The sequence below is a fragment of the Rossellomorea arthrocnemi genome (genome assembly GCF_904424705.1).
Taxonomy (GTDB): Bacteria; Bacillota; Bacilli; order Bacillales; family Bacillaceae_B; genus Rossellomorea; species Rossellomorea arthrocnemi.
In genome coordinates this window covers 109,448-131,622 of record NZ_CAJGBF010000009.1, presented here as the reverse complement: position 1 = coordinate 131,622, position 22,175 = coordinate 109,448, and the positions used below count along the sequence as shown (strand labels likewise).

The window sequence follows — 22,175 nt, the reverse complement described above, 5'->3', positions numbered from 1 at the left end:
ATGTCGAAAATACTAGAAGTGAAAGATCTACACGTCTCCTTCAATACGCATGGAGGAGAAGTTCAGGCTGTCCGCGGTGTAGATTTCCATTTAGATAAAGGTGAAACATTAGCGATCGTTGGAGAATCCGGTTCTGGTAAATCGGTTACAACGAAAGCTCTAATGAGACTTATTCCAAACCCGCCAGGATTCATTAAAGGTGGAGAAATCCTTTTTGAAGGAAAAGATTTGGCAAAGCTTCCAGAAAAGGATATGCAAAAGATCCGTGGGAAAGATATCTCGATGATCTTTCAGGATCCTATGACGTCTTTGAACCCAACGATGACAATTGGTAAGCAAATTATGGAACCACTCGTGAAACATCAAAATATGAATAAGAATGATGCAAAGAAACGTGCCATTGAATTACTTAAGCTGGTAGGACTTCCTAGCCCTGAAACACGTTTTAAACAATACCCTCACCAATTCTCAGGTGGGCAACGTCAGCGTGTCGTCATCGCGATTGCTTTGGCATGTAATCCTAAGATTCTTATTGCCGATGAACCGACAACCGCATTGGATGTTACGATTCAGGCGCAGATTCTTGAACTGATGAAGGATCTTCAAAATAAAATCGATACTTCCATCATTTTCATCACTCATGACCTTGGCGTAGTTGCCAATGTTGCAGATCGTGTCGCGGTTATGTATGGTGGTCAAATTGTTGAAACGGGAACGGTAGATGAAATATTCTACGATCCCCGTCACCCGTATACTTGGGGATTGATCGGTTCTATGCCTACAACCGATACAGAAGGTGAACAGGAGTTAGTTGCGATTCCGGGTACACCTCCTGATTTATTGAATCCGCCAAAGGGAGATGCCTTCGCTTTGCGAAGTGAATATGCATTGAAGGTGGATTTCGAACAAGAGCCGCCATATTATCAGGTGTCAGACACTCACTATGTTAAGTCCTGGTTATTGCATCCGAGTGCTCCTCAGGTTGAGCCTCCAGAAGCGGTTAAAGTTAGACAAAGACAAATGCCGTCAAACTATCAAGAGCCGGTACTTGTTGAGGGGGTTCGTTCATAATGGCTGAAAAATTATTAGAAATTAAGAATTTAAAACAGTACTTCAACCCTGGAAAACCGAATATGGTTAAAGCGGTAGATGATATCAGTTTTGATATTTATAAAGGGGAAACACTTGGGCTCGTAGGAGAATCAGGTTGTGGGAAATCAACGACTGGCCGTACAATTATTCGTTTATATGATGCGACAGACGGTCAGGTTCTCTTTAACGGTGAGGATGTTCATGGTAAAAAATCACGCTCGCAATTAAAGAAATTCAACCGTAAAATGCAAATGATTTTCCAGGATCCCTACGCAAGCCTTAATCCAAGGATGAAGGTAGCAGATATCATTGCTGAAGGAATTGACATTCACGGATTAGCTACTTCTAAGGAAGAGCGTTTGAAAAAAGTCCACGAACTTCTTGAAACAGTGGGACTAAATAAAGAACATGCCGGCCGCTATCCACATGAATTCTCCGGTGGACAGCGTCAGCGTATCGGGATTGCCCGTGCCTTGGCAGTGGATCCTGATTTCATCATTGCCGATGAGCCGATTTCTGCCCTGGACGTTTCGATTCAAGCACAGGTAGTTAATCTGATGCAGGAACTTCAGAAGGAAAAAGGATTAACTTACTTATTCATCGCCCATGACCTTTCTATGGTTAAATATATCAGTGACCGCATAGGCGTGATGTATTATGGGAAACTCGTAGAATTAACGACAAGTGATGCACTATACAAAAACCCGCTTCATCCATATACTCAATCGCTTCTATCAGCGATTCCGTTACCGGATCCCGAGTATGAGCGCACTCGCAGAAGAAAAGAGTATAATCCGTCTGTTCATAACTATACAGAGGATGATACCCTTGAAATGCGCGAAGTGGTTCCTGGTCATTTCGTATATTGTTCTGAGAAGGAATTTGCGCAATATAAAGCATCATACAAAAATTAAAGACAATAACAAAAAGGCTGAGACAAAAGTGTTTTAGTCCAAGGAAAATCCGAACGATCATTCGAAATTCTTTTAGGAAAATCGAAATCGTTCGGATTTTTATTATTTTTAATAAAGCATACATATTGTATTGCTGTTTCTAGCTGGACATCTTGAGGACAGGAAGAGGCTCGTCTTCCGCCCGAGGAAAGAGAAGTCTTGCACAGATTCGGGCAGCGGTGTAACAAGTGAATCTAAAGACTATTTAATATGAATCGTTCGTTTTTAGATTAGAACGATTTAGTTATGTCCCGGCCTCTTTCATTGATATATTCTTTTATTGTATGAATATCATAGTATATATTGAAGAATATTCATTTCCTTGGAAATTTCGACAGACTAGGTGGATTAACCCTTTTCTTTCAAGTAATTTCCTTGTTAGAATAGAATATGGAGTTACATATTTTACAAGAAAGCTTATTTAATAGAGGAGAGGTTCATTTTGAAATGGAATAAGGTAGCGACATCTTTATGTTTAGTCACACTGTGCGTCATGCCGTTTCAATCAGCCAGCGCTGCTGAAGAAGGATCGGCTAAAAGCCACGAGAAGAGAGCGTTTTTAATGGGCAAAAAAGAGATAACAAGCCCTGTACCACGGTTTGTGTATGATTCCGGTCTGAGCTTTGAGTATCCGGATGCCGTTAGAGGAGTATATGTCACTGCGCATTCTGCTGGCGGATCACGATTTGATACTCTCACGAAATTGATGGATGATACAGATCTAAATGCGGTGGTCATTGACATAAAAGATGACGTTGGGAACGTAACTTATGAACCGGAAGAGTCTTCCCCATATGCTAAAGTGGGACAGCCATATATTAAAGATCCTAAAGCGATGTTAAAGACGTTGGAAGAAAAGAAAATTTATCCGATTGCCAGGGTGGTTGTGTTCAAGGATACGGTACTGGCGAACCAAAGACCGGAATTGTCCTTTAAAGATGGAAATAAGGTCTGGTCAAATGGAGGAGGGGATTCCTTCGTAAATCCATTCCTGAAAGAAGTATGGGATTATAATGTTGGTATTGCCATAGAAGCTGCCAAAATGGGATTCCAGGAAATTCAGTTTGACTATGTCCGTTTCCCCGAAGGTTTCGAGAAACGGGATGATGAGCTTATTTATGACGGTGGGGAATATGCAAAAGAAAACTCCGATAATGTACAAAAACGTGTGCATGCCGTCACTGACTTCGTGGAATATGCCCATCAAAAGCTCGAACCTTATGGTGTGAAAGTGTCAGTTGATATTTTCGGGTATACGGCAACACTTCCAGAGGCACCCGGTATCGGCCAGAATTTCTCGAAGATATCTGAAAATGTCGATGTGATCTCATCGATGATTTATCCAAGTCATTGGACTCCTTACTTCGGGATAGCAAAACCGGATTTACAACCTTATGAATTAGTGACTGAATACTCCAAGGTGGAAAAAGCTAAAATAGCCGAACTGAAAAATAAGCCGATATCCAGACCATGGCTCCAGGATTTCACCGCTTCCTGGTTGGGCAGCGGGAATTATAAAGCTTATGGGAAAGCTGAAGTGGAGGCGCAGATCAAAGCGTTAAATGATCAAGGAATCAATGAATTCCTTCTATGGGACGCGGGTAATTCATACACTGAAGGCGTAGACTACACTCCTTAATAAAAGAGACTGACCTGTAACCATGCAGGTCAGTCTTTTTAATTCAAGGGTAGTCACCTGCTGAAACATAGCGTTGCATTTGAAAAAGTGTTCAAATATTGTTATGATAAATATATTGGTAAGATTAACCGCTTTCAACCACACTACCCCCTTCATGGGCAGTTCAGCCTGTGATTCCGTATTATTATCCCACGGATAAGACTAACATCTAACATAAACCTATTTTTTCTGAGAATCATAATGGTATCCCGTTAGTCAAAGTCATTTAAAAATTCACTTGAAGGAGTAGATCCATGCACTGGTATGAAAAATTAAATCAATATTTCCCTGTAGAGGAAATGAAATCAAAAGAACATCTTGAATCACTGCTAAAAGAAAGAAGCGACATCTATCACAAAGATGAGGGCCCTCATCATGTGCTTATGTATGCCGAACTTGAAGACTTTATCTTCATCGATTATCTCTTTGTCTCAAAGGATGCCCGGGGACAAGGCCTGGGTCATAAATTACTTGATCAGTTAAAGGAAAAGAAGAAGGCGATAATTCTGGAAGTAGAGCCCGTAGACTATGATGACAGTGATACTGAAAAGCGTTTAAAGTTTTATAAGCGTGAAGGTTTCGAACATGCTGTCAGTATCGGATATGCCCGCCGTTCACTTGCCACAAACGAAATAAATGAAATGGAAATCCTTTATTGGGCTCCCCATCATGAATCGGAAGACCTTATCTTCGATTCCATGAAAAAAACGTATGAGTTGATTCATACCTATAATGATCAAAAATTTTATGGTGCCTCTTATCAACCTGTGGAAGAGGTATTAAAGTTAGATGAAGAACGTGATGGAGATGTATTAAAAGATCTCTAGAAACGAATAGTCGGTTTTGATTCTCGTCCCCCGGAGGCTAGTCAGGTGAGACTCTAAAGGCAGGGCAGTCTCAAATCACCCCCCGGGGAAAAACAAGCTTTACGATGAATAGTCACAAAGGTGATGAAACCTGCCTAAAGCTAAGAAAACCTTATTGTCTATTCGCAATAAGGTTTTCTAAATGAAAATGTAATATGTCATGTTTAGGCACAAGTTGTACCGGGTATACCCATAATAGAATCAGTTTTTATAACTATGTTAAACCTATGTATAGGAAATTTGACAAATTAGTTAAAACTATGTTCAAGGGACAGTAATTCATGTATAATACATAATAGAGATTTCTTATTTAAACTAATTTTAAATAACAGTAAATGTTTAAATAAAATACTCTATATTATAAAAAATCCTTAAGGGAGTGTGAATGATTCGTGGTTACATTATTCACTTCACCTAGTTGTACATCTTGTCGTAAGGCAAAAGCTTGGTTAGAAGAGCATGAGATTCCATATACAGAACGTAACGTATTTTCCGAGCCATTAAGCATTGATGAAATTAAAGAAATCCTTCGTATGACTGAGGATGGAACAGATGAAATCATCTCGACCCGTTCTAAAACATTCCAAAAGCTTAATGTGGACTTAGAAACTTTACCACTGCAAGAGTTGTTCGAACTGATTCAAAAAAACCCGGGTCTTCTAAGACGTCCAATCATTCTTGATGAAAAGCGTCTGCAGGTAGGGTATAATGAGGATGAAATCAGACGATTCCTTCCAAGAAAGGTTCGTACATTCCAACTTCTTGAAGCACAGAGAATGGTAAACTAAAAAATCAATGCATTCTCGAGCATTTTTGATGCTTAGGAATATATAAGTAAAAGGGGCTGACCCTTTAAGGAACGTTGCGTATCCTTTCGGGTCAACCCCTTTTATTATTAGATTAAGTATTATCACTTGAATTTTCTGCAAATATTCGCTAAAATGTCAAAAACACCTAATGGGATTTGTGAGACAAAAATGGGTGTTAGTTTAATTCCATTTTCTGCGGTTATATCATAAAATAGAAGTACAAGGTACAAACTAACCTACATGTATCTTCTATCTTCACCAGCAATAGAGCATTTATGCTCAGAGGGTGTAGTCCCTTCACCAACATCATGCAAGAAGGGAGAGGTGTTAATTGGAAATCGAACGCATAAACGAAAATACCGTCAAGTTCTATATTTCTTATGGGGATATAGAAGATCGCGGCTTTGACCGCGAGGAAATCTGGTATAATCGCGAAAGAAGCGAAGAACTCTTCTGGGAAATGATGGATGAAGTTCATCAGGAAGAAGATTTCGGAATTGAAGGACCGCTTTGGATTCAAGTTCAGGCGTTAGATAAAGGGCTTGAGGTACTTGTTACACGAGCTCAGGTTTCAAAGGATGGTCAACGATTTGAGCTTCCTATTCCAGAGGATAAGCTAAAGGAACTTCCTGTCGATGAACGTATAGAGGAGCTTTTGGATCAGCACTTCCAGATCAAACAGGATCAAGACGGGGAAGCGGAAGTGGTGTTGGATTTCACGTTGAAATTCAATGATTTTGAAGATGCGATTTCTCTATCCCATCGTTTGAAAGATATGCCTTTGGAACATTTAGAGACAAAGCTGCTTGCATTCGAAGATAGATATTATATTTACGTTAAATTTTCAGAAGAGCACTTTTCAGAAGAAGATATCGACAATACGCTAAGTATACTGCTTGAATACGCTGATGAGTCACGCATGACCGTTCATCGTCTTGAAGAGTATGGGAAAGTGGTCATCCATGAAAATATCTTCAAGACATTGAGTGAACATTTTTCGTAAGGATCAATACCGGTTTCATTTAGAAATCGGTATTTTTATATTTCCTCACTCTTTTGTTCTAAGGGAGATATTCTCTCGAAGACCAGTCATTGATTAAGCCGGTGGAAGGTGTTAAACGTATGAAAAATACAGTAAGGGTCCTTTTATTTATCGCAGTACTCGTGTTAAGTTATATTTTCTATTTTGATCAGTTTCTTTCCGGGATGGTGAAATATTTTAGTATTGTCTTTACATTCTCGGTCATTGTTATTGGATTTCTTATTTTCTTTGAAAATCGTCATCCTACCCAAACGTTGACATGGCTGGTCGTATTAGGGGCTTTTCCGTTTTTGGGATTCATATTTTATTTATTATTTGGACGAAATTATCGAAAAGAAAAGATGTATAAGAAGAAGTACATATTGGATCAGGAAACGTATAATAAATTTGAGCCGGGCCCAAAGGAAATAAATGCTGATATGTTTGGTTTATTTCAGGAGAAACATTTTCAGCTGGCACAGAGAATTGGGAATAGTGCCATTTCTTTTTCGAGTGAAACGAAATTGCTTACCAATGGTACCGAGACTTTTGGTGAAATTTTAAAGTGGTTGAAGACGGCCAAGCATCATATTCACATGGAATATTATATAGTGCGTCATGATGATATAGGAAATCAAATTAAGGATATTCTCATTGAACGAGCCAATCATGGAGTAAAAATCCGCTTTCTTTATGATGCCGTTGGTGCCTGGCAATTATCAAAGAAATATATTACTGAACTAAAAGATGCAGGAATTGAAGTGGTGGCGTTCGGACCTGTGAAAATTCCCGTTTTGAATAACAAGTTCAATTTTCGAAATCATCGAAAGATCATTGTCATCGATGGAAGTGTCGGTTTTGTGGGGGGATTGAATATCGGTGATGAATATTTAGGCAGGAATCCGCATTTCGGCTTTTGGAGGGACACGCATCTATTTGTCAGGGGAGAGGCAGTGCGTACCTTGCAGTTGATCTTTCTTCAAGACTGGTATTATATGACGAACGATGACTTCCTGACTCCTGGTTATTTAAGTCCTGACCCACTTGAAAATGCCAACGATGGCGGAGTTCAGATGATCGCTGGGGGACCAGATAACGAATTAAGCGTATTAAAGAATATTTTCTTTTCAATGATCACTTCGGCGAGAAAGAGTGTGTGGGTGGCTTCTCCTTATTTCGTTCCAGATGAAGACATTTTCTCAGCCCTCAAGATTGCGGCTTTAAGTGGTGTCGATGTAAGATTGTTGGTTCCTCATAAACCGGATAAACGAATTGTATTCCATGCATCCCGGTCATATTTTCCGGATCTTCTTGAAGCCGGTGCCCGTATTTTTGAGTATCAAAAGGGATTCATGCACAGTAAAATTGTGATAGTCGATGAGGAAATGGCTTCGATTGGAACATCGAATATGGATATGAGAAGTTTCCATTTGAATTTTGAAGTCAATGCATTTTTGTACAAAACAGAGAGTACAGCCTCCATTGTAAAGGAATATCTGCATGATTTAGAGGAATCGGAAGAATTACAGTTTGAAGAATTCCAAAAGAGACATCTTGGATATAGGATCTTAGAATCCACTTCCCGATTAATGTCTCCTCTTTTATAAAGGTTTGCCTTCAAGTGATTTTTTAGCTTGAAGGCTTTTTTTTTGCAGGAAATCCTCGATCTTTGGCGAATAATGGTAAGAGGAGGTGTTCTATGTTAACTGCTTTACTAAATCGTCAGGTATTTACCACGATCCATTATTCCAGGGAGGAATTGAGAAGGTTCAGAAGGAAAGGCTTGTCGTTTCTTTGCCCTCAATGCTCTTCTGTATTAAAGCTTCGCATCGGTAGCCAAAACATCCCGCATTTTGCCCATGTTTCCCATTCTAATTGTAGGGTGGCAATGCATGAGTCCCCTAAACATCTATTAAGCAAGCAGCTTTTATATGACAGGATAAGTCCTCTCTATGCAGGTGTCAGGCTTGAGTATTATATAAAGGAGCTTAAGCAAATCGCCGATATATATGTAAAAACAGATTCCAGAGAGATTGCTATTGAAATTCAGTGTTCCGTCATTCCGATTCCTGAAATAGTACAGCGTACCCGCGGGTATCTTCGCCAGGGAATCACCCCGTTTTGGATTCTTACTCAACCTTTGAAGCATAAAGAACTCCTGAATCTATCTTCCTTTCAACAAGCATTTATCCGGTTTTCGCCTCACTTAGACTACTTCCTTCTTCAATTTCTTCCGGAAAGAAGCAGCTTTCAACTATACACTCATCTCCTTCCGGTTTCGACTACGGCATTTATGAGTTCATGCCCCATTACCATTCCTGTCGAGCAATTCACTCTCCCTTTACTCATTCCAGACGGCCCCTTTCATCACCCCTATTCCTTTACGAAATGGTACCACCATAGAATGAAGTGGATTTACAACAAACTTCATTATAATAATGGGAGGAAAGATGTGCTTTTAAGGGAAGTGTATGGGGAAGGGGATACGTTTTTGTATCTGCCTCTGTATATTGGTATGCCGGTTACCCCCCATGGCATCCGTATTAAAAATCACGAGGTGGAATGGCAATACTATATATGGAAAGACTGTTTAAAAAAAGATCGCTTCTTTTCAGAGGGAAGAGTGTGTACAGTATTAGGTAGAAGACTCACTAAAGGGTATATCGAGCTCCGTTCCCTGCCGTTACTTAAAAAAGATGAAGGTATAAAGACAATTGTTAGGGGGTATTTAAGACTACTGGAAGAAGTGAACGTGATTAAAAGGATAAGCAATACACAATTTCAGCTAACTGAACCCTGGAGCTGCCCAGATCATTTTTCTGCATTTGAACAGCATAGGCATGATTTTTTTCCTAAATGGAAGCATATATTAAAAAAGCTGTAACTAAGATTGTATTGTTGCAGGAAATTCATAGATGAGAGAGAATGTAACTATAAGGAATTTTCTGTAGATTTCAGAATGGAGGATGTATATGTCAAAAGATACAGCTACTAAAAGTCTGCCTGGTAGAAAAGAGGTAGAGGAAGCTTTGACTTGGAGATTGGAAGATATTTTCGCAAGTGATGAAGAGTGGGAAAAAGAATATAAAGACATCAAAGTGTTAACAAAGAAGGCCGATGATTTTAAAGGAACACTGGGTGAAAGTGCAACTCAGCTTTATAAAGCATTTGCTTTCCAGGATGAAATCATGGAACGTATGGGGAAGGTTTATACATATTCTCATATGCGCTATGACCAGGATACGACCAATTCATATTATCAGGGACTCGATGACCGTGCCAAGAGTCTTTATACACAATTAGGAAGCAAGTTTGCTTATGTGGTTCCTGAAGTCCTTTCCATAGACGAAAAGAAGCTCCAAGGTTTTCTTGAAGAGAAAGAAGAGCTGAAGAAGTATAAGCATGCTTTAGAGGAAATTAATTTAGAGCGTCCCCATGTTCTTTCCGCTGAAGAGGAAGCGCTTCTGGCGCAGGCATCTGAAGTGTTCAGTGCTGCAAGTAATACGTTTGGTATGCTGAACAATGCGGATCTTGAGTTTCCGAGCATTAAAGATGAAAGCGGCGAAGAAGTGGATATTACTCACGGACGATTTATCCGGTTCCTGGAAAGCAGTGATCGCCGTATCCGTGAACAAGCCTTTAAGAAGGTATATGAAACGTACGGAAAATTCGAAAATACATTTGCTTCGACTTTAAGCGGTGCAGTGAAGAAAGATAACTTCATCGCGAATGTAAGGCATTATGATTCTGCAAGACATGCAGCATTATCTAATAATAATATACCCGAAGAAGTATATGATAACCTTGTTGATACGGTCAATAAGAACCTTCATTTGCTTCAGCGTTATGTGAAGCTTCGCAAGAAAGTGTTGGGTTTGGATGAGGTTCATATGTATGACTTGTATACGCCTCTTGTAAAGGAAGTCAAAATGGATATTAGCTATGACGAAGCACAGAACATGATCCTGGATGGCTTAAAGCCCCTTGGTGATGAGTATGCCAATGTGTTGAAAGAGGGCTTTGAAAATCGCTGGGTGGATGTAGTCGAAAATAAAGGAAAGAGAAGCGGAGCATACTCATCTGGGGCATATGGCACCAACCCTTATATCCTCATGAACTGGCAGGATAATGTGAACAATCTATTTACGCTGGCCCATGAATTCGGACACAGTGTCCATAGCTACTATACTCGTAGTTCCCAACCGTACACGTATGGTCATTACTCCATCTTTGTGGCAGAAGTGGCATCCACTTGCAATGAAGCTTTATTGAATGATTACCTTTTGAATACAATCGATGACGAGATGAAACGATTGTATCTATTGAATCATTATCTGGAGGGATTCAGAGGAACCGTTTTCCGTCAAACAATGTTTGCTGAATTCGAGCATCATATTCACAAGAAGGCACAAGAAGGAGAAGCCCTGACTTCTGAGTTCTTAACTAAAGAATATTATGAACTGAATAAAAAATATTTCGGGGATGATATTTCAATTGATGAAGAAATCGGGTTGGAGTGGGCACGAATTCCGCACTTCTATTACAATTACTATGTCTATCAATATGCCACAGGGTTTTCAGCTGCAACGGCTCTAAGTCAACAGATCCTGGAAGAAGGCGAGCCGGCTGTGGAACGCTACATCGACTTCCTGAAAGCAGGAAGTTCAGATTATCCGATTGAAGTGTTGAAGAAGGCAGGAGTGGATGTGACGACATCCAAGCCTGTGGAAGATGCTTGTAAAGTCTTTGAGGAAAAGCTGAATGAAATGGAAGAACTGTTGGAAAAGTTACAGTAGTAAGCGTCACTTCTTAAAGAAACACCCCGTCTGAAGGGCAACTCCCTTCAGACGGGGTGTTAGTTGTTTATGGCAGTTGATGATCGTTTGATAGTAAAGGTCCGTCCCTCATTTCATTGATTTGAAGCCCCTGAAGCGGTTACGGTTACCAAGGGAGTGAATGAAGAGGAGGAGTGATAGAAAGAGGATGGGTGATGTGATATAAACCGGCACAAGGTGCATGAGACCGAGGATGTTTATAAAGAAGCTGATCAGGATCAGCAGGAGAAAGATTCCATATTTCATTTTTGCAAGCATATCAATTCCCTCCGAACGTTGTCTTATAACCATGTATATGAGGTAGAGGAGGCGAACATGTATCGATTTTGACAATATTGTGAAATACCATACAAACAACTTGCCAATACAAGTGAAAACGTGATATATTATCAGTGTGAAGTTGATCACAAGCAAACATATACCCCTTTGTTTGACCGTGAAAAATTTCTCCCATCCCCTTTGTTCGTATTGAAAAACCGATGTTGGAAACAACATCGGTTTTTCCTGTTTTTATGATGTTTTAATTATTCTAATATAATCAACGGTTGAGATATTTCCAAAATGTTCCATGCTTGGCAGGGAGCTTTTTTACTTTTTGCTGAAGTGTCCATTTCTTCATTTGCTTTTCTACATCTTCTATTGATAAATCGTATACAACGGCGATTTCCTTCGACGCCACAACCCGATAATATTTCATGAATACTTCCAGTGGAGGTAAGGGTTGTTTCTCAGGCTTGGTTGCAAGCATTTCTTGAATAATATGAACATACACCTCATAAGAATACAAACCAGTGATCTTTAATCCCTCATCTTCTATATTCTCATTGAAAAAGACCAGGGTCGGAATTTCTTCCACTTCCATCTCTGACGTGATTTTAACATCGCACTGAAACGCCTTGGATGCAGAAGAAGAGTTAATATCGTTCATGAACTCATTCAGATCCAACTTGGCGGCCAGAGCACATTCCTTTAAGACCTCGATGTTGGAGATATCTTGTTTCTGAAGGAATAACCGTTCCTGTAAAAAACGTAAAAAGCGGATCCCCGAATGCTTTCCTTGAAGTTCTGCTGCTTTAATGGCAAAAGAAGCCAGATATGGAGAATCAATCGGATTATCAATCCACAGGCTTCCGTCACACGACATTCCAGACCGACTTGCTGTTTTATCCCACTGCTGAGCTAAATCCTCCTGTTTCCGCTTAGTCGCAAGGTTTAAGGAGGCCAGCTGTCCGCTTAAGATATAGCGGATCCGAAAGTATTGTCCGTACTCAATGTGCAATTTCTTTAAGATTGGTTCAAGTGCCCAGCATTCCGGGCAAAGAGGGTCAACAAACATATATATTTCCAGAGGTTTCTTGTCACGCCCACACCCTTTAAGGTGATGCCAGCTATTTGTACTAGTCAATGGCAGAACCCTTTGATGTCGTCGCATTTACCATGTGGTGGGCAGTTAATACGAGTCTGTGAAAAAAGTCATCCCTTACTGGACCCTCTAGATTGACCTCATCCATAGCCTCATGCATGCAGCTTAACCAAGCCTTGGCACGTTCCTCAGTAATGGGGAAAGGAAGGTGCCTGGCACGCAGCATAGGGTGTCCATGCTCTTCTGTGTAAAGAGCCGGCCCACCTAAATATTGAGTTAAAAATTGTTTCTGTTTACGTGCTGTCTCGGTTAAATCATCCGGGAAAATCGGTGCTAATTCAGGATGAATGGATACTCTATTATAAAAAGCTTCAACGAGCATGGAGAGTTTCTTTTCGCCGATAAGATTATAAGGCATTTGTGGTTTCTCGACCATAAGAATGACTCCTTTTTACTTAGATTGTATGTTTATTCTAGCAAGCATTTATCCATATCTCAAACAAATCGCCTTACATCGACTGATTATTCCTATTTTAGTGTAGCCTCCTTTCATCGCTCTATGCTCCATTTTTATGAAATAGTTGGGGTAAGGTTGATAAGTTAATGGGGGTCCATCGGATTAGGTATGTGGTCCCGGAAAGAAAAGGCAGGCCTGAAGTAAGGCCTGCCTTAAAAGTGAAGAGGGACCTTTATGCAAAGTAGCGATCCGTCACTTTTTTTACATATGTGGTGGTTTCTTTAAAAGGTGGGATACCATTGTATTTATCAACGTTTCCAGGGCCTGCGTTGTAGGCGGCGAGTGCAAGGTGGATGTCCCCATTGTATTTATCGAGCATCTGTTTCAAGTACTTTGTGCCGGCAAATACATTTTCTTCGGGATCGAAAATGTTGTTGACTCCAAGACCTTTTGCGGTGCTGGGCATGAGCTGCATTAACCCCGTGGCACCTGCAGGACTGACGGCAGCCGGATTAAAATTGGACTCCTGTTTAATAACGGCTTGAATCAATTTTTTAGGCAGGCCATAGTGATCCGCTGCCCGGGTGACGATCTCATCGATTTCCTGAGGTGTATTCCAGTTTGTCTTGTTAACCATGGAAAGCTGGCGAATGCTTGTTGTCCCCGATGAGGATGGATTTGAGATCAGTCCTTCATTGACGGCCCCCAGGGTTTGATTCATATTTAGATTATTTTGGCTCTTTTGGATGGCATGTGATAATAGTTGTTGAAACAAGTCATTCGTTTGACCAGTTGTATCTTGAATCGTGGATACTGAACCCAAGCTGTTCAGTGCTTGGAGCTCCATCATCGTTTTCAACTGCTGAACATTCATGTGTATAGCTCCTCTTATTTAAACTGTTCTGGTGAATACTTACAAAAACAGAGCATCATTCTCTGTTTTAAACAACAATCTTTGAGAAAAGATCCTTTCATTCTATATATATATCGGTCACGATTTCTCTTGGTTTAATTTTTCCAAGTAAAAACGTTTGATTTTATTTTCTGTTTTGCGTTGTGGAATGTGGTGTTCCTCCAGTAACTCATGGAATGCCACTTCACCTGATTTCCGTTCTTTCACTTCATATTCAAGCTCACAGTCTTCTTTTTGTAAATATGAACTTTTGTCGAAAACAAGAAGTCCATCCTTATAGGGGATTTCAGCCCTTCTTGTCGATAGTGTCCCAAAGTGATGAAGAGATAGGTGTGAGATAGAAAGAGAATCCAATACATCTGCGACTTCTCCTTTTGGAAATGTACCTCCTTGTAATAGGGAATCTGTTTGCTCCTTGGATATGGATTGATGCGTCTCTAAGAGATCTTCGTTCAAAGGGGTTTTTAACGTTAACGTATACACTCCTTTTTTCTCCCGGATTCTGAGGGCAGATTGTTTTTCTTTTAATTGATAATCCGGTGTATCAAAATAGTGATTGTCCTGAGAGGTAAAATCCTCCTCTTTAATATGGAAATGTGAGGTTAATCGGGTAAATTCCTCTTCTGTTACGAGATTCTTAAATTCAATTTCAATTTCCTGAGCCATGACAAGCATCCTTTCCTTGCATACTTCTTCTATTATCTCTTTAATAATAGGGAACTTCAATATTTAGATGAAATGGTTGTGTTGTGTTAAAATGATACTGATTGTTTAATGGAAGGATGAAGAAAAGCATGAGAAAAATTGTTCAATTTCAACACACAACATATGAAAACGGTACATTATACTTACATACGGACCAAGCGGATCTCTTACAAGATACATCTGCCGCCGGTCAGATCATTGCAGACTCTGATCGCTATGCTTTCGTTTACTTAGCAGAAAATGAAGAGGAATACATATATTTATATCTGGAAGAGTCAATCTGGCCGGAACTGAAAAAAGCCCTGAAGGAAAAAGCAACTGTCCTTGCCAAAAGCGGTGATCATTCATTGGAATTGGACCAATTCACAGAAGAGCTTGAATATCTAGTAGATAATATAGAAGGAAACGGGAACTACGGTGACGAAATGGTTAAAAAGGTAGAAAGCGTATTTCTTGAAAAGTAGGCGTGTAGAGGTGAGGGGAATGAATCACTGGGAACAATTTTTAGCTCCCTACAAGCAAGCGGTTGATGAATTAAAGATTAAGCTTAAAGGAATGAGGGGAGAATATGAACTTCATAACACCCATTCTCCCATTGAATTCGTGACAGGAAGAGTAAAGCCTATCGCGAGTATTCTTGATAAAGCAAATGAAAAAGGGATCAAGTTATCAAATATAGGAAAAGAGTTACAGGATATCGCAGGACTCAGGATGATGTGCCAATTCGTTGAGGATATTCATGTGGTAGTGGATAAGCTTCGTGGACGTAAGGATTTTACGATCATAGAAGAACGTGATTATGTGACCCATAAGAAACAAAGCGGATACCGCTCCTATCATGTTGTCATCGATTATCCGGTACAAACGATTCACGGAGAAAAGAACATTCTGGTAGAAATTCAAATACGTACTCTTTCGATGAATTTTTGGGCTACAATTGAGCACTCATTGAATTATAAATACAGTGGACAGATTCCTGAACAGATTCGTTATCGTCTGCAAAGTGCTGCGGAGGCTGCATTCAGACTCGATGAAGAAATGAGTTTGATCCGTGAAGAAATCCAGGAAGCCCAAGTCATTTTCACAAACAAAAAGGAAAAGGATCAGCGTGGGAATAGCTCTAACGATCAACTAAAACAGTAGTGACTTGAAGGGGGTAAACGAATGAAGTTCGCGATTACATCAAAAGGTGATTCGAAATCCAATACATTAATGCATAAGATGAGAACATATCTACAAGATTTCAACCTGATCTATGATGACGATCAACCGGATATCGTCATATCTGTTGGTGGGGATGGCACGCTTCTTTACGCATTTCATCGCTACAGATCGAGGCTTGATAAGACAGCTTTTGTCGGTGTACATACTGGTCACCTCGGTTTCTATGCCGATTGGGTGCCTGAGGAGATTGAAAAGCTTGTCATTGCCATTGCCAAGACACCTTATCAAATCATTGAGTATCCATTATTGGAAACCATTATCCGGTATCAGCATGGTGGAAAGGAAACCCGTTACTTGGCTTTAAATGAATCAACGGTTAAAAGCGTGGAAGGAACCCTTGTTATGGATGTGGAAATCAGGGGGCAGCATTTTGAACGCTTCAGAGGAGATGGACTATGTTTATCTACTCCTTCAGGCAGTACGGCATATAATAAGGCGCTGGGTGGGGCGATCATTCACCCGTCCTTGCCTGCCATTCAATTCGCTGAAATGGCTTCCATCAATAATCGGGTGTTTCGGACCATTGGATCCCCTCTTATTTTACCTGCACATCATACATGCATGTTGAAACCTGTAAATGGACCGGATTTTCTGGTGACGATCGATCATCTTTCACTCCTTCATAAAGATGTGAAAAGCATTCAATATCGTGTTGCAGATGAGAAGATTCGATTTGCCAGGTTCCGCCCTTTCCCATTCTGGAAACGGGTGCATGATTCATTTGTAGCGGATGAGTAAAGGTGTAGTGTCAGATGAAGGGATATAAGCTTACATGGATCATCCCGTCAAGCTATGAAGGAAAGATGATGAGAGAATTTTTAATCGATCAGCATTTGTCAAAGCGGACACTGACTGCTGTAAAGTTTGACGAAGGAAGGATCACAATCAATGGGCATGAAGAAAATGTTCGTTACCACCTGTCTTCAGGGGATTTCCTTGAAGTAAGATTTCCCGAAGAAAAACCGAGTGACACGTTAGTCGCGGAGCAATCCGCTCTGTCCATCGTATATGAAGATGAAGATGTTCTCGTTATCGACAAACCATGGGGAATGAAATCCATACCCACGAAAGATGAGCCAAAGGGTAGTCTCGCTAACGCCGTTTTAGGGTATTTTGCTAAAAGCGGTGTTTCGTCTACAGTACATATTGTTACCCGATTGGATAAAGACACATCCGGTCTTGTCCTCGTGGCGAAACACCGGCATGTTCATCATTTATTCAGCCTTCAGCAGAAGAAAAGGGAAATCAAGAGGACGTATAAAGCCTTTGCTGAAGGGGTATTGGACAACGGCTGCGGTATTATTGAAGAACCGATTGGCCGAAAATCCGACAGCATCATTGAAAGAGAAGTGCGGAGCGATGGACTGTATGCCTTGACTCAATATAGGGTGGAGGAGCAGTTTCCCGGGTTTGCTTACATCGAGTTAAGGCTGGAAACGGGCAGAACCCATCAGATCCGGGTTCACCTATCTTTTATCGGGCATCCACTAGCAGGTGATGATTTATATGGCGGAAGTTTAAAGCTGATAGGAAGACAGGCTCTACATTGTGGGGAATTATCCTTTTTTCATCCGGTTAAAAAGGATTGGCTGAGCCTGGAGGCTCCTTTACCTTGTGATATGAGGACACTGCTCGAAAATAATGGGAAAAGAGATCCTTTTCGGCAAGACTGAAGAGGGTCTCTTTTTCTATTCATACATTAAGAAGGTCATTCCATCACCCGGAACTTCTCTTTCACAAGAGGCATCCCTGAAGTTACACTCACCACTTCCATCTCGGGATATCTGATAGCAGAAAGCTTTCCGCCGAATACTGCACCCGTGTCGATGTTAGCCGTTTTATTCACGATACGGACTTCCTTCACCGGTGTGTGACCATATACGATCCAGGCATCCCCTTTATAGTCACGGGCCCAGTCTCTTCTGACAGGGGTGCCATCTTCATTTATTTCCCCTGATATGTCTCCATAGAGGACAAAGGTCTTTACCCGGTTAGTCTGTTTTCCGATTAAATTCTCTTTAATGCCTGCATGAGCAATGATTAGCCTGCCTTCATCCAATTCCTGATATAGAGGAGCTTGTTCATATAATTTAACGAACATTTCGCGAAATCTGTTCCTTTCTTTTTGCGGAAGGGAACTTAGTTCGGCTACGGTTGTCTCCAGCCCGTGCAGGATTTTTACTTTGTTACCTAAGAAATAGCGATAAAGCTTATTACAATGATTACCAGGGACGTAATAAACGGAATCCTTTTGAAAAAGTTCAAAGACGGTGGATACCGTCTTTAGTGAATGAGGGCCACGGTCGGTCAGGTCTCCCACTAAGCCCAGCTTCCTCCCTTCAGGATGAATAGGCAGTCCCATACTCCATTCATACCCCATCTTTAACGTTAACTCTTTTAATTCATTAAAGCAGCCATGAATATCACCGATAATATCAATTTTCATCTGAATTCCTCTTTCGTAGTGTGCCTTTTTCTTTTCTTTTCACGTATTTTATGACATATTAATGATTCAGTATTTAAATCCTTCGTTTATTCCTTCTTCAGGCATTATTATTACATAATAAAGCAAAGGGATACATCCATGTTTATGATTTCATAAGAGACAATTGTCTTGAGATTTGCTAGTATTATTACGACTATATACAATTCATGATAAAAAGGAGGGTGTATTAATGTCTGAGGTAACTCAAGATCCAGAAAAAGATAGAGAAAAGCAGGAAAAGGAAATGTATGATGAAGACCTTCTCATTAGAGCCCTTCAAGAAGAAAATCTGGATTTATTCCGTTCAGAATTTGTTCAATTACACTCTTATGACCAAGCAAAGTTTTTCTCAAAAATAGATGAAGATTTACGAAGCAGACTGTACCATTATCTTTCACCTGAGGAAATGGCGGAGCTTTTTGAAAGTCTGGATATAGACGAAGAGGATTATCAGGATATTTTAGCCGAGATGAATCCTACATATGCTGCAGAAATGCTTTCTAATATGTATGCAGATGACGCAGTGGATGTTTTGAATGAGCTGGATAAAGAGCAGGTTGTCAGTTATTTGACAATCATGAATGATGAGTCGGCTAAAGAGATCAAAGAGTTATTGCACTATGAAGAGTATACTGCCGGTAGTATCATGACCACTGAGTTCGTAGCCATTTCTAAAAATCAGACGGTGCGTTCTGCCATGTACATACTAAAAAATGAGGCACCGAATGCAGAAACGATTTACTATATCTATGTTGTGGACGATGATAAAAAGCTGGTAGGGGTTATTTCCCTTAGAGATTTGATCATTAGCCATGATGATGTCATGATCGGTGAAATTATGAGCGGTCGTGTCATGGCTGTTGGTGTAAGTGAAGATCAAGAAGCAGTTGCTCGACAAATGAAGGACTATGACTTCCTTGCTCTCCCGGTTGTCGATTTTCAGCATCATCTCCTTGGAATCATTACAGTAGATGACATCATGGACGTTATGGAAGAGGAAGCGTCCGATGACTACTCCAAACTTGCCGGTATCGCCGATTTGGATTCCATTGACAGAAGCCCCATAAATGCAGCGAAAAAACGTCTGCCTTGGCTGATTGCCCTGTTATTTCTTGGAATGTTCACAGCAAGCCTCATCGGTAGATTCGAGGCCACATTGGATAAATTGGCGATCCTTGCTGTATTTATTCCATTGATTGCCGGAATGGCTGGAAATACCGGAACACAGGCACTTGCCGTTGCCATAAGGGGAATTGCGACGGGCGACCTTGAAACGGAAAATAAGATGTCCCTGGTCATTCGTGAAGCAGGTACAGGACTTATTACAGGCACAACCTGCGGAATTGTTGTCAGTATTATTGTCTATGTTTGGAAGGGTGAACTCTTCTTAGGGATCCTTATCGGGGTCTCCGTGTTGATTTCATTATTCGTTGCAACCCTAGCCGGTACATTAGTGCCCCTCATTATGCACAAGCTAAAAGTAGACCCGGCCGTCGCTTCCGGTCCTTTTATCACCACGATTAATGATGTCATCAGTACCTTGATATATCTTGGTTTAGCGACTATGTTTATGAATTACCTAATATAGAGAGAAGAGGGGGAGGAATGAATGGAACAACATGCATCTGTTGCATCGCTTGTCATCGTTATTCTAGTAGCTTTTTTAACTCCCATTTTGCTACATAAATTTAAGTTGAATTTTATCCCGGTTGTAATCGCGGAAATCATCATGGGATTAGTTATTGGTAAGAGCGGATTTAATTTTGTTCATCAGGACATGTGGCTTGAGACTTTATCTACCCTGGGGTTTATATTCCTCATGTTCTTAAGTGGTCTCGAAATTGATTTCACGGCTTTTTCAGGCGGTAAAAGGAAAAAAGAGATGTTGCCGAATGGTAAAGAGGAACCAAATCGATTGAAATTGGCGATCATCATTTTCATCGGTATTTTCTTTGTATCTCTGGGGTTGTCTTATCTATTTGTCCTATTTGGACTCATCGATAATGCGTTCTTGATGACATTGATCATTTCGACGATATCACTGGGAGTCGTCGTACCGACACTTAAAGAAGCCCATATCATGAAAAGTGCCATCGGGCAGATCATATTGCTCGTAGCGGTCATTGCAGACCTTGTGACTATGATTTTACTTGCTGTGTTCGTTTCTCTTTACGGAGAAGGTCACGGGAATATGTGGCTCCTTCTAATCCTGTTTGGGGTTGGAGTGCTATTGTACTTCGTTGCAAAAAGATTGAAGAACAATCCATTCATCAAAAGCTTATCCACAGGGACGGTTCAAATTGGTACGCGTGCTGTCTTTACATTGATCATCTTACTTGTGGCGGTATCTGAGACGGTGGGAGCGGAAAATATCCTCGGAGCATTCCTTGCAGGTGTGCTTGTTTCCTTGCTTGCTCCAAATCAGGAAATGGTCCATAAGCTTGATTCATTTGGATATGGATTTTTAATCCCGATCTTCTTCGTAATGATCGGAGTGGAGCTCGATCTTGGGTCTCTACTGAGCGATAAGAAAATGCTCTTACTCATCCCATTATTGGTTTTGGCATTCCTGATATCAAAAATCATTCCGGTTTACTTATTGAGATACTGGTATGATACGAAAACAACGATTGCCTCAGCATTTTTACTTACATCAACATTATCATTGGTGATTGCTGCTGCAAAAATTGCAGAAAGAATCGAGATTATTACAGCTCAAATGAGCGGTACCCTCATTTTAGTTGCCGTCATCACATGTATCATTACACCAATCCTCTTTAAAAAGCTTTTCCCGAGGGAAAGTGCGAAAGAAAAAAAGTTGAAGATTACGTTCTTGGGGGCCAATCAGTTAACAATGCCGGTTTCTAGAGAACTTCAATCTTCCTTGTATGAACCGGTGCTGTATCATACTAAGCAGGATAAATCTGATCGGAGTATTGCTGATTCACTGTTTACGATCAATGAGATCGAGAATTATGAACTTGATACGCTGGAGGAAAAGAATATCTTTGAATCGGATATCATCGTAATCTCCACTGGGGATGAAGAAGTGAATGCCACCCTCGCCGTCACGGCAAGGGAGTATGGAGTAGGTCGCGTGATTGTAAGGGTGGAAAGCCCGGATCTGCATGAAAGCCTGCGTGAACAGGATATCGAAGTATACTCCGTATTCTTGTCAACCAAAGCGTTATTAAGGGCACTCATTGAGTCACCATCCGTTATGAACATCCTGACAAATCAGGAAACGTCCCTTTATGAAATCCGTATGCTGAACAGTCAGTTTGAAGGAATGACACTTCGTAAATTCCCGTTTACGGGAGATGTCATCTTTGTCCGGATCTTCAGAGGGAAGGATTCCATCGTTCCCCATGGGGATACAGAACTACACATGAATGACCGTTTAATCGTCACAGGTTCAAAAGAATATGTGGATGAACTCAAGCGGGAACTCGAATTCTGTGAATACTGCTAACCATGAACCTTGCTTCCCAAGAGAACCTTTTCTTGGGGAGCTTTGTTTTTTATAAGGCTTTTTTCGCAAACTTTGTTACTGATAAATTAGTGAGTGCTAGTTGATTGGAACGAAAGGTGCTCGCTTTCCACCGGCAAGGCCACTCGAGGTCATAAGCTAAATGGTCCACCATTAGCTCTGACACCAAATGCTCCTTTAAAGGGTAAGGGGAACTGCGTAGACTCCTACGGAAAGCGGAGCAGTTCCCCTCACCCTGCAGCACACACTCAAAGTCAGAGCATGTGCAAATAGTGTATTTGTCA

Annotated in this window: 21 protein-coding genes; 15 read left to right on the top strand and 6 right to left on the bottom strand. The window is 40.7% G+C overall.

All coding sequences use genetic code 11. The features are described 5' to 3' along the window. The 9 genes from BAA9072_RS13830 to pepF all read left to right on the top strand — a co-directional run bounded on the left by BAA9072_RS13830 (window position 1) and on the right by pepF (window position 11,215). A complete protein-coding gene (locus BAA9072_RS13830) occupies window positions 1-1,071 on the top strand; it encodes an ABC transporter ATP-binding protein (protein WP_201715274.1) in 1,071 nt (356 codons plus the stop codon). Further along, window positions 1,071-2,006: an ABC transporter ATP-binding protein gene (locus BAA9072_RS13825; RefSeq protein WP_201715273.1), complete on the top strand. Its 936-nt coding sequence runs from the start codon at window positions 1,071-1,073 to the stop codon at window positions 2,004-2,006. The genes BAA9072_RS13830 and BAA9072_RS13825 overlap by 1 nt, the downstream gene beginning before the upstream one ends. A gap of 478 nt (window positions 2,007-2,484) precedes the next feature. After that, window positions 2,485-3,684: a putative glycoside hydrolase gene (locus BAA9072_RS13820; RefSeq protein WP_408015240.1), complete on the top strand. Its 1,200-nt coding sequence runs from the start codon at window positions 2,485-2,487 to the stop codon at window positions 3,682-3,684. Between the two features lie 293 nt (window positions 3,685-3,977). Next, complete coding sequence (locus BAA9072_RS13815; RefSeq protein ID WP_201715272.1) at window positions 3,978-4,550, top strand: GNAT family N-acetyltransferase; 573 nt, start codon at window positions 3,978-3,980, stop codon at window positions 4,548-4,550. A gap of 431 nt (window positions 4,551-4,981) precedes the next feature. Then, window positions 4,982-5,377, top strand: coding sequence for a transcriptional regulator SpxA (gene spxA, locus BAA9072_RS13810; protein ID WP_032089161.1), 396 nt, complete (start codon window positions 4,982-4,984; stop codon window positions 5,375-5,377). A gap of 352 nt (window positions 5,378-5,729) precedes the next feature. Continuing rightward, entirely contained in the window at window positions 5,730-6,401 is a 672-nt protein-coding gene (mecA, locus tag BAA9072_RS13805) for an adaptor protein MecA (protein WP_201715271.1), read from the top strand. Between the two features lie 119 nt (window positions 6,402-6,520). After that, entirely contained in the window at window positions 6,521-8,026 is a 1,506-nt protein-coding gene (cls, locus tag BAA9072_RS13800; RefSeq protein ID WP_201715270.1) for a cardiolipin synthase, read from the top strand. 92 nt (window positions 8,027-8,118) lie between these two features. After that, window positions 8,119-9,303: a competence protein CoiA gene (locus tag BAA9072_RS13795; protein WP_201715269.1), complete on the top strand. Its 1,185-nt coding sequence runs from the start codon at window positions 8,119-8,121 to the stop codon at window positions 9,301-9,303. 88 nt (window positions 9,304-9,391) lie between these two features. Continuing rightward, window positions 9,392-11,215 (top strand): oligoendopeptidase F, encoded by a 1,824-nt coding sequence (gene pepF / locus BAA9072_RS13790; protein WP_201715268.1) that lies wholly within the window; start codon window positions 9,392-9,394, stop codon window positions 11,213-11,215. 108 nt (window positions 11,216-11,323) lie between these two features. On the opposite strand, the gene BAA9072_RS13785 is transcribed toward pepF, so the two are convergent. From BAA9072_RS13785 to BAA9072_RS13765, 5 genes are all read right to left on the bottom strand, one after another. Continuing rightward, window positions 11,324-11,512 carry a hypothetical protein gene (locus BAA9072_RS13785; RefSeq protein ID WP_201715319.1) on the bottom strand — a complete coding sequence of 63 codons (189 nt, stop codon included), beginning with the start codon at window positions 11,510-11,512 and terminating at the stop codon, window positions 11,324-11,326. Between the two features lie 280 nt (window positions 11,513-11,792). Next, complete coding sequence (locus BAA9072_RS13780; RefSeq protein ID WP_230980866.1) at window positions 11,793-12,659, bottom strand: ClpXP adapter SpxH family protein; 867 nt, start codon at window positions 12,657-12,659, stop codon at window positions 11,793-11,795. Next, a complete protein-coding gene (locus tag BAA9072_RS13775) occupies window positions 12,652-13,053 on the bottom strand; it encodes a globin domain-containing protein (RefSeq protein WP_201715266.1) in 402 nt (133 codons plus the stop codon). Before BAA9072_RS13775 ends, BAA9072_RS13780 begins: the two co-directional genes overlap by 8 nt. A gap of 253 nt (window positions 13,054-13,306) precedes the next feature. Continuing rightward, the gene (locus BAA9072_RS13770) at window positions 13,307-13,948 is read right to left on the bottom strand and encodes a lytic transglycosylase domain-containing protein (RefSeq protein ID WP_201715265.1); all 642 of its coding nucleotides are present in this window, start codon (window positions 13,946-13,948) and stop codon (window positions 13,307-13,309) included. Between the two features lie 117 nt (window positions 13,949-14,065). Next, a complete protein-coding gene (locus tag BAA9072_RS13765; protein ID WP_201715264.1) occupies window positions 14,066-14,653 on the bottom strand; it encodes a CYTH domain-containing protein in 588 nt (195 codons plus the stop codon). Window positions 14,654-14,781: 128 nt separating this feature from the next. Between BAA9072_RS13765 and BAA9072_RS13760 the strand changes: the two genes are divergently transcribed. Genes BAA9072_RS13760 through BAA9072_RS13745 form a run of 4 tightly spaced genes read left to right on the top strand, consistent with a single transcriptional unit; the run spans window position 14,782 to window position 17,589 of the window. Further along, window positions 14,782-15,156 carry a UPF0738 family protein gene (locus BAA9072_RS13760; protein WP_201715263.1) on the top strand — a complete coding sequence of 125 codons (375 nt, stop codon included), beginning with the start codon at window positions 14,782-14,784 and terminating at the stop codon, window positions 15,154-15,156. Window positions 15,157-15,175: 19 nt separating this feature from the next. Further along, window positions 15,176-15,835, top strand: a complete 660-nt coding sequence (locus BAA9072_RS13755; RefSeq protein WP_201715262.1) for a GTP pyrophosphokinase — start codon at window positions 15,176-15,178, stop codon at window positions 15,833-15,835. Between the two features lie 21 nt (window positions 15,836-15,856). After that, complete coding sequence (locus tag BAA9072_RS13750; RefSeq protein WP_060670229.1) at window positions 15,857-16,654, top strand: NAD kinase; 798 nt, start codon at window positions 15,857-15,859, stop codon at window positions 16,652-16,654. A 14-nt stretch (window positions 16,655-16,668) separates the two neighbouring features. Then, the gene (locus BAA9072_RS13745) at window positions 16,669-17,589 is read left to right on the top strand and encodes an RluA family pseudouridine synthase (RefSeq protein ID WP_201715261.1); all 921 of its coding nucleotides are present in this window, start codon (window positions 16,669-16,671) and stop codon (window positions 17,587-17,589) included. 35 nt (window positions 17,590-17,624) lie between these two features. Here the strand turns inward: BAA9072_RS13745 and prpE are convergent, their stop codons facing one another. Further along, window positions 17,625-18,362, bottom strand: a complete 738-nt coding sequence (gene prpE, locus BAA9072_RS13740; protein ID WP_201715260.1) for a bis(5'-nucleosyl)-tetraphosphatase PrpE — start codon at window positions 18,360-18,362, stop codon at window positions 17,625-17,627. 283 nt (window positions 18,363-18,645) lie between these two features. Between prpE and mgtE the strand changes: the two genes are divergently transcribed. Continuing rightward, entirely contained in the window at window positions 18,646-19,989 is a 1,344-nt protein-coding gene (mgtE, locus tag BAA9072_RS13735) for a magnesium transporter (protein WP_230980871.1), read from the top strand. A gap of 21 nt (window positions 19,990-20,010) precedes the next feature. After that, complete coding sequence (locus tag BAA9072_RS13730; protein ID WP_201715258.1) at window positions 20,011-21,873, top strand: monovalent cation:proton antiporter family protein; 1,863 nt, start codon at window positions 20,011-20,013, stop codon at window positions 21,871-21,873. Window positions 21,874-22,175: the final 302 nt, after the last annotated feature.

Excerpts from the sequence above, each read along its gene's own strand:
- BAA9072_RS13830 (WP_201715274.1), top strand. The coding sequence starts at position 1 with ATGTCGAAAATACTAGAAGTGAAAGATCTACACGTCTCCTTCAATACG.
- BAA9072_RS13825 (WP_201715273.1), top strand. The coding sequence starts at position 1,071 with ATGGCTGAAAAATTATTAGAAATTAAGAATTTAAAACAGTACTTCAAC.
- BAA9072_RS13815 (WP_201715272.1), top strand. The coding sequence starts at position 3,978 with ATGCACTGGTATGAAAAATTAAATCAATATTTCCCTGTAGAGGAAATG.
- cls (WP_201715270.1), top strand. The coding sequence starts at position 6,521 with ATGAAAAATACAGTAAGGGTCCTTTTATTTATCGCAGTACTCGTGTTA.
- BAA9072_RS13795 (WP_201715269.1), top strand. The coding sequence starts at position 8,119 with ATGTTAACTGCTTTACTAAATCGTCAGGTATTTACCACGATCCATTAT.
- pepF (WP_201715268.1), top strand. The coding sequence starts at position 9,392 with ATGTCAAAAGATACAGCTACTAAAAGTCTGCCTGGTAGAAAAGAGGTA.
- BAA9072_RS13785 (WP_201715319.1), bottom strand. The coding sequence starts at position 11,512 with ATGCTTGCAAAAATGAAATATGGAATCTTTCTCCTGCTGATCCTGATC.
- BAA9072_RS13775 (WP_201715266.1), bottom strand. The coding sequence starts at position 13,053 with ATGGTCGAGAAACCACAAATGCCTTATAATCTTATCGGCGAAAAGAAA.
- BAA9072_RS13770 (WP_201715265.1), bottom strand. The coding sequence starts at position 13,948 with ATGAATGTTCAGCAGTTGAAAACGATGATGGAGCTCCAAGCACTGAAC.
- BAA9072_RS13765 (WP_201715264.1), bottom strand. The coding sequence starts at position 14,653 with ATGGCTCAGGAAATTGAAATTGAATTTAAGAATCTCGTAACAGAAGAG.
- BAA9072_RS13760 (WP_201715263.1), top strand. The coding sequence starts at position 14,782 with ATGAGAAAAATTGTTCAATTTCAACACACAACATATGAAAACGGTACA.
- BAA9072_RS13755 (WP_201715262.1), top strand. The coding sequence starts at position 15,176 with ATGAATCACTGGGAACAATTTTTAGCTCCCTACAAGCAAGCGGTTGAT.
- BAA9072_RS13750 (WP_060670229.1), top strand. The coding sequence starts at position 15,857 with ATGAAGTTCGCGATTACATCAAAAGGTGATTCGAAATCCAATACATTA.
- BAA9072_RS13745 (WP_201715261.1), top strand. The coding sequence starts at position 16,669 with ATGAAGGGATATAAGCTTACATGGATCATCCCGTCAAGCTATGAAGGA.
- prpE (WP_201715260.1), bottom strand. The coding sequence starts at position 18,362 with ATGAAAATTGATATTATCGGTGATATTCATGGCTGCTTTAATGAATTA.
- mgtE (WP_230980871.1), top strand. The coding sequence starts at position 18,646 with ATGTATGATGAAGACCTTCTCATTAGAGCCCTTCAAGAAGAAAATCTG.
- BAA9072_RS13730 (WP_201715258.1), top strand. The coding sequence starts at position 20,011 with ATGGAACAACATGCATCTGTTGCATCGCTTGTCATCGTTATTCTAGTA.